Source organism: Streptomyces verrucosisporus (assembly GCF_017114865.1).
Taxonomy (GTDB): domain Bacteria; phylum Actinomycetota; class Actinomycetes; order Streptomycetales; family Streptomycetaceae; genus Streptomyces; species Streptomyces fenghuangensis.
In genome coordinates, this window is record NZ_JADEYH010000038.1 from 26,910 (window position 1) to 39,045 (window position 12,136).

Here is a 12,136-nt window from a genome sequence, read left to right on the forward strand (position 1 = left end):
GTCGCCACCGGATAACGTTTTGCAGTCCCCGTGGTGACGACCGAGTCGCGGCCTGAGGTGAGCCGGACTCCGGCTCGTTCCTGTGAGATCGACGGGTCCTCCCCGGTGAACCCGTCCGCGTATGGGGCGCGTTCGCATCGACGTCGCCGGTAGGAATCCGGAGGCACGCCGCCGGGCCCCGGAAGGAGAGAGGCACTGGCTCATGCTTCGGCGGGCGGCGGTGTTGTCAGGACCGACGGTCGCCACCGAAAGCGGCGTCGAAGGAGGCGGTGGGGGGCTCGAAGTCGAAGCGTTTGAGCGCACGCAGGGCTTCGGGAGCGCCTTGGAGGCGGCTCATCCCCGGGTCCTCCCACTCAACGGAGACGGGACCGTCGTACCCGATGGAGGACAGCATGCGGAAGACGTCCTCCCATGGAACGTCCCCGTGCCCGGCCGAGACGAAGTCCCAGCCCCGGCGCGGGTCGCCCCAGGGCAGGTGGGAACCGAGCCGTCCGTTGCGTCCGTCCAGCCGTTTACGCGCCTCCTTGCAGTCCACATGGTAGATCCGGTCGCGGAAGTCGTAGAGGAACCCGACGGGGTCGAGGTCCTGCCAGACGAAGTGGCTCGGGTCGAAGTTGAGCCCGAAGGCGGGCCGGTGGTCCACGGCCTCCAGCGCCCGGTGCGTCGTCCAGTAGTCGTAGGCGATCTCACCGGGGTGGACCTCGTGGGCGAACCGCACGCCTTCGGCGTCGAAGACGTCGAGGATCGGCCCCCACCGTTCGGCGAAGTCGGCGTATCCGCGCTCCACCATCTCCGGCAGCACAGGGGGGAACATCGCCACGAGGTGCCAGATCTGGGAACCGGTGAACCCGATGACGGTGTCCACGCCGAGGGCGGCGGCGGCCCTGGCCGTGTCGGCCATCTCGGCCGCGGCCCGGCGCCTGACGCCCTCGGGGTCGCCGTCGCCCCAGATACGGCCCGGAAGTATCGCCTGGTGGCGTTCGTCGATGAGCCGGTCGCACACGGCCTGGCCGACCAGATGGTTGGAGACGGCCCAGCATCTCAGTCCATAGCGGGCGAGGAGTTCCCTGCGGCCCCGGACGTAGTCCTGGTCCTCCAGTGCCCGGTCGACCTCGAAGTGGTCTCCCCAGCAGGCGAGTTCGAGTCCGTCGTAACCGAAGTCCCGGGCAAGGCCGCAGACCTCTTCCAGGGGGAGGTCGGCCCACTGGCCGGTGAACAAGGTGAAGGGACGTGGCATTGTCGCGTGTCTCCTTGCCGTCAGAAGGGCACGGGGGTGTAGCTCGCGTTCTTCGCCGCGCTCTCCTCAACCGCGGCCAGCACCCGCTGGACCTGCAGTCCTTCGGTGAACGACGGTGCGGGGTCGGTGCCGGTGGCGATCGCGTGCACGAGATCGTGGGCCTGGTGGGTGAAGGTGTGCTCGTAGCCCAGGGCGTGGCCGGGGGGCCACCACGCCTTCAGGTACGGGTGCTCGGGTTCGGTGACCAGGACGCGCCGGAAACCCGCCGTCGTGGCCGGCTCGGTGTGGTCGTGGAACGACAGTTCGTTGAGGCGTTCGAGGTCGAAGGCAAGCGATCCCAGCTCGCCGTTGATCTCCACGCGCAGCGCGTTCTTGCGGCCCGCCGCCACCCGGGAGACCTCGAAGCTCGCGAGGGCGCCCGAGGCGAGCCGGCCGGTGAACAGGGCCGCGTCGTCCACGGTCACCGGTCCCCTGGCCCGCGGCCCGTCGTCCCTCGTGAGCGTCGCGGCAACCAGGGGCCGCTCGGAGACGAACGTCTCGGTGAGGGCCGACACACCGGCCAGCGGCTCCGCGGACAGGTACTGGGCCAGATCCACCGCGTGCGCGCCCAAGTCGCCCAGCGCGCCGGAACCGGCCTTCTCGCGCGAGAGGCGCCAGGTCAGCGGGAACTCAGGGTCGACGAGCCAGTCCTGGAGGTAAGTGACCCGGATATGGCGCAGCGCTCCGAGGCGGCCCCCGGCGATCAGGCGGCGGGCTTGGGCGATGGCCGGTACCCGACGGTAGTTGAAGCCCACCATCGCCACCTGGCCACGCCGGCTCGCCGCCCGCGCGGCCTCCACCATGGCCTCCGCCTCCGGCACGGAGTTCGCCAACGGCTTCTCGCACAGCACATGCTTACCCGCCTCCAGCGCCGCGATGGCGATCTCGGCGTGGCTGTCTCCCGGTGTGCAGATGTCGACCAGGTCGACGTCGTCACTGTCCACGACGGCACGCCAGTCGATTACGGCGGCGGCCCAGCCCTGCTGCCGGGCCGCCGCTCCGACCGCCGCTTCGTCACGGCCCGAGATCATCGCGAGCCGGGGACGCAGTGGGAGCGGGAACATGTGCCCCGCCGTCCGCCACGCCTGCGAGTGGGCGACGCCCATGAACGCGTAGCCGACCATGCCGATACCCAGGTCCGGCCTGGGCTCGCCGTACTCTCTGCGATCACTGTGTTCCATCAGATGTGCTCCTGGTTGGCTGGGGGGGAAGGACTCAGACGAAGCCGGTGGGCAGGTAGTCCTCCACGTTGTCCTTGGTGACGATCGCCGAGTAGAGCGTCAGGGACGAGGGGATCTCCAGCTCGGCCAGGCCGCTGACGCCCTTGCCCTGCCCGAGGGCACGGGCGAGGGCGATCGCGGAGGCCGCCATGGTCGGCGGGTAGAGCACGGTGGCCTTGAGCACGCTGTCGTCGGACTGGATCGCTTCCATGGCCGACTTCGATCCCGCGCCGCCGACCATCACGAACTCGTCCCGGCCGGCCTGCTCGATGGCTCGCAGCGCGCCCACGCCCTGGTCGTCATCGTGGTTCCACAGAGCATCGAAATCCTTTTGGGCCTGCAGTAGTTGGGCCATCTTGGCCTGGCCGGACTCGACGGTGAACTCGGCTGCCTGGCGGGCGACCTTGGTGATGTTCGGGTAGTTGCTGAGCGCGTCGTCGAAACCCTGGGTGCGCTGCTTGGTGAGCTCCAGGGTGTCGAGCCCGGCGAGTTCGACGACCCTGGCGTCCGCGACATCCTTCAGTCGCTCGCCGATGTACCGGCCCGCGTTGAGGCCCATTCCGTAGTTGTCTCCGCCGATCCAGCACCGGTAGGCCTGGGGGAGTTGAATATCCGGTCCAGATTGACGACGGGGATGCCCGCACGCATCGCCTCAAGGCCGGTCTGGGTGAGCGCCTTGCCGTCGGCCGGCAGGATCACGAGCACGTCGACCTTCTTGTTGATCAGTGTCGTGATCTGGCCGATCTGTGTCGCCGTGTCGTTGGACCCCTCGGTGATCTCCAGCGTCACGTCCCCGTACTGCCCGGCCCGCCGGGTGGCGTTCTCGTTGATGGCGTTCAGCCAGCCGTGGTCGGCCTGCGGGCCGGCGAACCCGATGGTGACCGGCTTGCCGGGCTTGTCCGCGGTCTCCGGTGCCGTGGCAGCGGACTCATCGCTGGAGGAGGCGTTGCTCGTGCAGCCGGTGACGAGGGCACCGGCACCGATCGCCGCGCCGAACAGCACTCTTCTGCGGCTGGTGAGGATTTCTTCAGGCATGCTGAGTCAGCCCTTCTCAGATGTGGTGCGGGGAGGGGGGAGGACCAGGGGCGGGGGCGGGTACCTGGTCACCCTCCGCCGGTGCGGCGGAGGGTGCGGTGTTGGAGGAGGACGGCGGCGACGATGATCGCGCCCTTGGCGATCTGCTGGACGTCGCTCTGCAGGTTGTTGAGCGCGAAGATGTTGGTGATCGTGGTGAAGATCAATACGCCCAGCACGGAACCGACGATCGTGCCGCGCCCGCCGGTCAGCAGGGTGCCACCGATGATCACGGCCGCGATGGCGTCGAGTTCGTACAGGTTGCCGTTGGTGTTCTGTCCAGAACCTGACAATATGATCAACAGGAAGGCCGCGATGCCGCAGCACAGACCCGAGAGTACGTACAGGTGGAGACGCTGGCGTCGGATGTCGATCCCGGCCAGCCGGGCGGCCTCGGCGTTCCCGCCGACCGCGAGCGTGCGGCGGCCGAAGGTCGTGCGGTTCAGGAGCAGCCAGCCGAGCGCGGTCACCGCACCGAAGACGAGCACCAGGGGAGGTATACCGAGCACATAGGCGCCGGGGGTGCCCATGTCCAGGACGGCGTCCACCGTGACGATCTGGGTGCGGCCGTCGGTGATCTGAAGTGCCAGCCCGCGTGCGGAGGCGAGCATCGCCAGCGTGGCGATGAAGGGAACCATGCCGCCGTACGCGACGAGGACGCCGTTGACCAGGCCGCATCCGACACCGACGACAACAGCGGTGAACAGGATTCCGGTGAAGCCGTACTCCTGTGTCGCGACGGTGGTCGCCCAGACCGAGGCCAGGGCGACGATCGCGCCCACCGAGAGATCGATGCCGCCGCCGGCGATGACGAACGTCATCCCGACGGTCACCACTCCGATGATCGACGCCTGCGTCAGCACCAGTTGCAGGTTCGAGCCCGCCAGGAAGGTGTCGGGCTCGGTGACCCCGCCGACGGCGACGAGGATCGCCAGCACGCCGAGCAGGGAGAGGTTGCGGACGTCCGCCTGCCGGCCGAGACGAGCCAGCGGGCCCGGCGGCCTGCCGCCCGCGGGCCCACCGCGGACCGGACGCTTGCCACGACTGGCCGGTCGGGGTACCGCCCGCTGCGGAGAGGAGACTGGCCGCTGTGTCACGAAGGCTCCGTTCCAGGAGGCGTGGTGTCGGCATGGGCTGCCATCAACAGGTCGAGAACGCGGTTTTCGTCGAGGTCCGGGGCCGGTGCGGCGTCGACCACCCGGCCCTCGCGCAGCACCAGGACACGATCGGCGAGGCCGAGGACCTCGGGAAGCTCGCTGGAGACGAGGAGAACGGCCAGACCCGCGTCGGCGAGCCGCCTGATCACGCCGTAGAGTTCCGCACGCGCTCCCACGTCGACGCCCCGGGTCGGCTCGTCGAGCAGGAGGACGCGGCAGTCCCGCAGCAACCAGCGTGCGAGGACCGCCTTCTGCTGGTTGCCGCCCGAAAGCGTGCGTATGAGCACATCCGGGTCGTCGGGACGCAGGGACAGCTCCCGGGTGACGGCCTTCGTCGCGACGCGCTCGCCGCGCCGGTCCGACCAGCCCAGCCGCGCGAAGCGCGAGAGGGTGGAAACCGACACGTTGCGGGTGACGGATTCGAGCTGGAACAGCCCCTGAGCCTTGCGTTCCTCGGGAGCCAGGCCCAGTCCCGCCGCCACGGCCGAGCGTACGCTGCCGGGACGCAGCCGCCGGCCGTCGACGCTCACCTCCCCGGCGCTGGGGCGGCGCGCCCCGTAGATGGTTTCCAGGATCTCCGAGCGACCGGAACCGACCAGGCCGGCGAGGCCGGCGAGGCCGACGATCTCACCCGCGCGCAACTCGAGGTCGAGCGGCGCGAACTCCCCCTCCCGGGCCAGGCCACGCGTCCGCAGGACGGTCGGCGCGCTCTGCCGAGGTGCGGACCGGCCGGGGAAGACGTGCTCGATCTCACGCCCGGTCATCAGAGCGATGATCTCCCGGTCCGGGGTCTCCTCCACCGCAAGCCCCCCGGCGACGGACCGGCCGTTCTTGAGGACCGTGACCCGGTCCCCGATGCGCCGGATCTCCTCAAGACGGTGCGAGATGTATACCACCGCCACTCCGTCGGCCGTCAGTTCGCGGACGATGCGGAAAAGGTTCTCCGTCTCGTCGGGGTCGAGCGCCGCGGAGGGCTCGTCCATGACGATGAGCCGCACGTCGTGGGAGAGCGCCCGGGCCATCGAGACGATCTGCCGCTGCGCGGCCGGCAACTCCCCCACGGCCCGGCTCGCATCGATCTCCTCATGCCCGAGCCGCCGCAGCAGTTCCGCCGCCGCGACACGGGTGTCACGGCGGCGGATCACAAACCCGGCGGCCGTCCGCTCATGGCCCAGGAAGACGTTCTCGGCGACGGACAACCCCTCCACCAGATCCAACTCCTGGTAGATCGTGGCGATGCCGAGCCGCATCGCGGCGATGGGTGATCTCAGCACGACCTCCTCGCCGCGCCAGATGACCGTGCCCGAGTCGGGGCGGTGAGCGCCGGCGAGCACCTTGATCAGGGTGGACTTGCCCGCTCCGTTCTGCCCCAGCAGGCAGTGCACTTCGCCCGCCTGCACCTGGAGAGTGACGCCGTCCAGGGCTCGCACCCCGGGGAAGGCCTTGATGATGTCCGACATCGTGAGCAGAGGTGATCGGACCGTGTCGCCGGCCCGGTGAGAGGGAACAGACATAGGCACCACGAGGAATCCCAACGGAAAGGGCATGCCGGCCCCGCCCGGGTTCCTGACGCTGGGGACTGGGGCTGGGGCCGAGGACGGGCGGGAGAGTCGAGTCGCGGAGGTCAGGCGGGCGAGAACAGGTGGTCACTGATGAGCCGCGTGGCACCGATGACCCCGGCCGTGCCGCCCAGTTCGCTCAGGACAATGGGAAGGTTCCCCGTCGCCAGCGGAAGGGAGCGGCGATAGACCTGGGAACGTACGCTTGCGAGAAGCGTGTGGCCCAGTCCCGTCACGCCACCACCGATGACGACCATGCCAGGGTTGAAGAAGCTGACGAGCCCGGCGATCACCTGCCCGACCCGTTCCCCACCCGTGCGGACCATGTCCAGTGCGACCGGGTCACCCGCGGCCGCGGCGGCCGCGAGATCGGCGGAGGTTAGTCGCCCGGACGCCTCCAGTCCTGCGGCCAGGCGCGCCGAACGACCGCTGCGTGCGGCCTCTTCGGCGTCTCTGGCCAGCGCGGCACCGCTGAAGTGTGCTTCCAGGCATCCGCGGTTTCCGCACGCGCACAGCCGCCCCTGCGGATCCACCTGGATGTGGCCGATGTCTCCGGCGCACCCGGTGACGCCCCGGTGCACCTGGCCGCCGACGATGATGCCGCAGCCGATCCCCGTTCCGATCTTGACGCAGAGGAAGTCGGCGACGGAGCGGGCGACGCCTGCGTGCTGCTCACCGAGGCCCATGAGGTTGACGTCGTTGTCGACCATGACCGAGCACCCGAACTCCTGGCTCAGAGCTTCACGCACGGGGAACCCGTCCCAGCCCGGCATGATGGGGGGCGCCACGGGCACGCCCTCGGGGAAGCGCACCGGACCGGGAACGCCGACCCCGACCCCGTCGAAGCCTTCCACCAGCCCGGACTCCTTGAGCTTCTCCGCCATCGCGAGCACCTGCTCGAACACCGCGACGGGGCCGTTCTTGACGTCCGTGGAGTCGTTGAGGTGGCCCAGCACCTCAAGCTCGCCGTTGGTGACGGCCACGTCGACGGAGGTCGCGCCGATGTCCACGCCGAGGAAACGCAGACCTGGCGCGAGTCGCACGCTGTGGGACCGCCGGCCCCCTCGGGAAGCGGCGAACCCATCGGTGGCCACGAGGCCCGTCTCCAGCAACCGGTCGATCTCAACAGCCAGTTTGGAGCGGGAGAGCTGGATGCGTTCTCCCAGTTCGGCCCGTGAGCTGCGCCCACCGTCCCGCAGTAAACGCAGCAGGTGTGCCTGATAAGCATTGGCCGGCCGAGCCGTCATCCGCCGCACAAGCACTCCTCAACGTCGGTCGCTGCGTTTTGGGACACCGTCCAGTGAGCGAACCCTGACGGGCTTTCGCCGAGAAGCTAGCAGTGTCGGCCGACCTTAGGAAGAAGTTGCGCGGCGTCAATCAAAACTTTCGCTCGCCAGAGGACGAAGTACCACGTCGTGTGCCGACCAGCTGCACAGAGCAATCAACGTTCCACGTCGACCTCGGCGTTCGAGGACACGCACGGGCCGGCGGTCGACAGGCTGAGCCGGCCCGCTCCCCAGGGTCTGGCACCCGGGAGCGGGCCCGGGGCGCCCGGTGCGCGGACGAGCCGGCATCGCAATGGTGGCGGAGGGACCGCGCACCCGCCGTCGCCGTCGGACGGTGGCCGGCGACCGGCGCCTCCGGTGCGGCGTGGCGCCGGGTGGGGCGGGGGCAGTGCCTTGTCGCCGGATGACTCGTTGAGAGCAGTGTTGAGGACGCTGGATCCCGCCCGGCCACAGGGAGAGGCCGACGGGGTCCGTTCAGACAGGGGAGGTAGGGGTGTCCGCATACCAGGAAGCCGGCATCACCACACCGGAGCTGTGCGAATCGTACGCTCGGTGCGAGGAGGTGGCGCAGCGGTTGTCCGGGCTGCTCTGGACGGCCACGGAGTCGCTGCCCGCCGATGTTCGGCCGCATGTCCGCGCACTCGTCGCCTACTGGCACACCACCGACGACATCGCCGACGAGGGCCGCCTCGCCGGCCGTGAGGCGCGGCTGTCGCAGTGGTGCGCCGATTCGCTGGCCGAGGTGCGCGCGGGCCACAGCGAGCATCCGCTGCGGCGGGCGTTGGTGCACACCGTCCGCAGCCGGGAGCTGGACATCGCGCTGCTGGAGGAGTTCCTGGACACCACCCGGAAGGACAGCGCGGCCCCGCCCGCGTTCGACACGGCCGCGGACCTGCGGCGCTATCTGCGAGGTGTGACCGGCGCGCCCAGCGGACTGCTGGCCCCGCTGCTGGCGCCTCGCCCCCGGGAGGCGGTGGATCTGCTGCGTGTGGTGGGCGAGGCGTGCCAGATGGCGGACATCTTCCAGGACTTCCCGACCGACCTCGGCCGGGGCCGGTGCTACCTGCCGGAAGAGGATCTGGGCGGGCTCGGTCTGCGCCGCGGCGATCTCCTGGCCGCCACACGCCGGGACGCGTTGGACGAACTGGTCGGAGTCCAGGTCGCCCGTACCCGTGACCTGCTGGCCCGGGCCGCGCCGGTCACGGGGAAGCTGCACGCGTCGTGCCGGCCGTTCGTCCACGGCCTCCTCCTCGGGGTGGAGCACGTGCTGGACCAGGCCGACCACCTGGGAGCACGGGTGCTGGCCGAGGGCGTCGACCGGAACGCGCTGCTCAGCCACCAGGCGAGCGGTTCCCCGGCCTTCCCCGTGCCGGACCGCATGCCCGGCCATGTCGCCGTGATCATGGACGGGAACCGGCGGTGGGCCGCGGCGCACGGCCTGCCCGCGTCCGACGGTCACGTCGCCGGTGCGCGGGCCGCGCTGCGGCTGGTCCACTCCGCGCTGCGGCTGGGTGTGCCCCAGCTGAGTGTGTTCGCGTTCTCCACCGAGAACTGGGTCCGCAGCACGGAGGAAGTGACCGAGCTGTTCGCCACGATGGCCGAGGGGTTCACCCTGTTCGCCCGGTGGATGCGGGAGCGCGGCGTCCGGGTACGGTGGTGCGGGCGGCGCGACCGGTTGGACCCGTCGCTGGCGTCCACGCTGGCGATCGTCGAGAACATGACGTCCCGCAACACGACGCTGACACTGAACGTCTTCGCCGACTACGGCGGGCGCGAGGAGATCGCCTCCGCCGCCCGCGCCCTGGCCGCCGAGGCGGTCGCCGGAGGAATCCAGCCGCGGCGGATCGGCCCCGAGGACGTCGCCAGGAGCCTGTACACGCCCGACCTGCCCGACGTCGACCTGCTGATCCGCACCTCCGGGGAACAGCGGCTCAGCAACTTCCTGCCCTGGCACCTGGCGTACGCCGAGTTCGTGTTCGAGCCGGTGCACTGGCCCGACTTCGGTCACCGGCACCTGCGGGGCGCCATCGACACCTATGCCGGCCGGCTGCGCCGCTTCGGTGGTGACGCCACCGAAGCGGCGCAGCCGGCCGGCACCGAGGGCATCCCGCGTCAACAGGCTGCGGAGACGACCGGGACTCCTTGAGTCCCGGTCGTCAGCCGATCACGGCTCGGGTGGCGTGTACACGCCCCCGGCCGTGAGGTGCCCGAGAACGGTCTTCACGGTCAGACCCGACGGACCGAAGGTGGTCTCGAAAATCTCCAGCGACGCCTCGGTCAGGCGCATCGGCACGCCGACGATCTGAATCCTCATCGGCCGACCGGGCGGCACCGGCGCCGCGTCCAGACGCCCCTCCCCCACGGTGAAGGTGAACACCGACTGCAGGGCGGCCGCCAGACCGTTGACCGTGGCCTCCCCGGAGACCGTCTCGCCCTCCAGCGAGGACACCAGATCGGACAACCGGAACTCACCGGCGGGAGTCCGCAGCACCAGGCCCCCTTCGAGAATCGCGGTGCCCCGGGCCCGCCCGGGATCGCCCACCGAGGGGTCGCCGGTCGCCGAACGTACCGGGAAGCGCACCCTTCCCCCGCCGCTGTTCTGGCTCCCGGCTGCCGGAGCGACCGGCTCCACCGTGACCCCGAGACGCTCCAACTCGTCCTGGGTGTGCTTGCTCCACCGCAGACCCACCCAGGCCTCTGAGATCCTGCCCAGCTCCGGGTCCGCCGAGGCGCCGGAGGCCGTCGGCGTGAGACAGGCGAGCAGAGGGGCGGCCAGTGCCCCTCCTATGATTCCTCGTCGTGTCGCGCTCATCTTGTGCTCTCACCTCTTCCTGGGGCGGCAAGGGCGCGGCCCCTCGAGGAGCATGGGTGGACAACGCTGCCCGGCGTGGGGTGATAGCGCCAGGAGCCACCCGGACGAGGGACGGTCGTGATATGCCCGGGAACACGTGACCGATTGCCGGTGGCTCGCCTCCACCGCCGCCCGACCCTGGGCACCCGCGCGAAGACGTCGCGGCCGGCGGTGCCCGTTATGCCCCTGGACCACCCCTTGTCCGGCCGGTTTGCCCACTCCGGTGAAGGGCCGCGGTAGGTGCCGAAGGTCCACAGATCGCCCTCCGGATCCTGCACCGTGCGCACGTACGCCACTGCGCCCGGTCCGAACCGGGTCTTATGCGGTGCTTCGAGAACCTCGCCGCCGGCACCGACCACCCGCTGGTGTACTGCGTCGACGTCGCCGCTCACCACGTAGACCGCGCGCCGGTGCCCGCCCGCATCCGCCCGCGCACACTGTCCGCGTGCCGGGTCGAACCGAACACCAGCGCAGCTCGACGTGCCCGATCCCACCGTGCTCGTCCGGCGCGGCGATCACCTCCGTGAAGCCCAGCAGGTCGGCCGGGAAGCGCAGCGCCGCCCTCGTGTCGTCGTAGCGCGGGACCGGCCGTACGGAGGACGGGGAGGCATCGGGCGACACGCCGCTCACCGTAGGCCCGAAGGCCACTACCGCCCAGAGCACCCAGCCACCGGTGGAACGAGCCGCCCTCTGGTGCCCCGGAGCTCTGGTCAGCGCTCGTACCGAGGAAACCGAACAGCGCACGGCCGGAACGCCGGGACACCGCCTCTTCACCGGTACACCGCGCCGGTGACCCCGGCCGGGTCGGCAGGGTTGGACCGTGCGAAGACATCAATCAGCCAGCGACGCCGGTGGGGGCCGTCGCGGTGTCGCGGTGCATGATGTGGCCGGTGGCGGTGAACGTCTCATTGCCGACCAGCGAGCCGGTCCGGGTCTCCGTGACGGTGAACCCCTCGCCGGCGTAGAGCGCCTGGGCGGCCGGGTTGCCGTCGAGTACCGTGACCTCGACCCTCGGTCCGGCGGCGGCAACGGCGTGGCGCAGCAGCGCCCTGCCGATCCCCTGCCGGTAGCGCTGTGGGTCGACGTACAGCCAGGTGACCTCGTCGTCGTCGAGTGCGACGAAACCGGCTACTGCCCCGTCGGCCTCCGCCACCCACAACCGGCCGTCGAACAGCCCTTCTCCTTCAGCTGTCTGCGTAAGCGTCAAAAACGCCTCGACACCAGCGGAGTCGCGCAACTCGTCAAGACGCGCGGCATCGTGGATTCACGCGATCGCGTCCCAGTCATCGTCGACATATGGCCGGATCTCGATCTTCACGGGCGGCATGCTCACAATCCTCACGCTCCGCCCACAGCCGGCGCAACAGGTTTACGCCACCATCACGGCACGTGGCGGAAGCGGGACGACCGGCACGGACCGGATTGCTTTCCGACGGGCGGAGAGGTCCCCGCGCAGCGCGGTTCCCCGACGCGTCGCGCCGGGGAACCGCGTGTGAACGGCCTGGACGGGGTCTGTCAAACGTTCGGTGTAACCGGGGTGGTTGGGGCTACTGGCGGGCTGCGGAGAGGCGGCCGTCGAAGGTGATGTCAAAGGCGTTCAGCGCGGTCTTCCAACGGCTGGTCCAGCGGGCCTGACCCCGGCCGGTGGAGTCCAGCGACATGATCGCCATATAGACGCACTTGAGTGCGGCGGTCTCGTTGGGGAAGTGTCCA

General features: G+C 70.1%; 9 protein-coding genes and 2 pseudogenes. 1 reads left to right on the forward strand and 10 read right to left on the reverse strand.

The window, feature by feature from the left end; translation table 11 throughout:
* Positions 1-226: 226 nt before the first annotated feature.
* The 6 genes and pseudogenes from IQ279_RS25450 to IQ279_RS25475 form a co-directional block, all read right to left on the reverse strand.
* On the reverse strand, positions 227-1,237 hold the full coding sequence (locus tag IQ279_RS25450; protein WP_206351665.1) for a sugar phosphate isomerase/epimerase family protein: 1,011 nt from the start codon (positions 1,235-1,237) through the stop codon (positions 227-229).
* A gap of 20 nt (positions 1,238-1,257) precedes the next feature.
* Entirely contained in the window at positions 1,258-2,457 is a 1,200-nt protein-coding gene (locus IQ279_RS25455; protein ID WP_206351666.1) for a Gfo/Idh/MocA family protein, read from the reverse strand.
* Between the two features lie 34 nt (positions 2,458-2,491).
* Positions 2,492-3,531: pseudogene (locus IQ279_RS25460) on the reverse strand (substrate-binding domain-containing protein).
* Positions 3,532-3,599: 68 nt separating this feature from the next.
* Positions 3,600-4,559 carry an ABC transporter permease gene (locus tag IQ279_RS25465; protein ID WP_241028744.1) on the reverse strand — a complete coding sequence of 320 codons (960 nt, stop codon included), beginning with the start codon at positions 4,557-4,559 and terminating at the stop codon, positions 3,600-3,602.
* A 104-nt stretch (positions 4,560-4,663) separates the two neighbouring features.
* Positions 4,664-6,187, reverse strand: coding sequence for a sugar ABC transporter ATP-binding protein (locus IQ279_RS25470; RefSeq protein WP_206351668.1), 1,524 nt, complete (start codon positions 6,185-6,187; stop codon positions 4,664-4,666).
* A gap of 164 nt (positions 6,188-6,351) precedes the next feature.
* A complete protein-coding gene (locus IQ279_RS25475) occupies positions 6,352-7,533 on the reverse strand; it encodes an ROK family transcriptional regulator (protein WP_206351672.1) in 1,182 nt (393 codons plus the stop codon).
* 532 nt (positions 7,534-8,065) lie between these two features.
* On the opposite strand from IQ279_RS25475, the gene uppS reads away from it, so the two are divergent.
* The gene (gene uppS / locus IQ279_RS25480) at positions 8,066-9,718 is read left to right on the forward strand and encodes a polyprenyl diphosphate synthase (protein WP_206351669.1); all 1,653 of its coding nucleotides are present in this window, start codon (positions 8,066-8,068) and stop codon (positions 9,716-9,718) included.
* Positions 9,719-9,736: 18 nt separating this feature from the next.
* On the opposite strand, the gene IQ279_RS25485 is transcribed toward uppS, so the two are convergent.
* The 4 genes and pseudogenes from IQ279_RS25485 to IQ279_RS28310 all read right to left on the reverse strand — a co-directional run.
* Positions 9,737-10,384, reverse strand: coding sequence for a hypothetical protein (locus IQ279_RS25485; protein WP_206351670.1), 648 nt, complete (start codon positions 10,382-10,384; stop codon positions 9,737-9,739).
* Positions 10,381-10,917, reverse strand: coding sequence for a VOC family protein (locus IQ279_RS28895; protein ID WP_372445237.1), 537 nt, complete (start codon positions 10,915-10,917; stop codon positions 10,381-10,383). The genes IQ279_RS25485 and IQ279_RS28895 overlap by 4 nt, the downstream gene beginning before the upstream one ends.
* 341 nt (positions 10,918-11,258) lie before the next feature.
* Positions 11,259-11,630 carry a GNAT family N-acetyltransferase gene (locus tag IQ279_RS25490; RefSeq protein ID WP_206351671.1) on the reverse strand — a complete coding sequence of 124 codons (372 nt, stop codon included), beginning with the start codon at positions 11,628-11,630 and terminating at the stop codon, positions 11,259-11,261.
* A gap of 340 nt (positions 11,631-11,970) precedes the next feature.
* A pseudogene (locus IQ279_RS28310) lies at positions 11,971-12,136 on the reverse strand (IS256 family transposase); the annotation flags it as partial.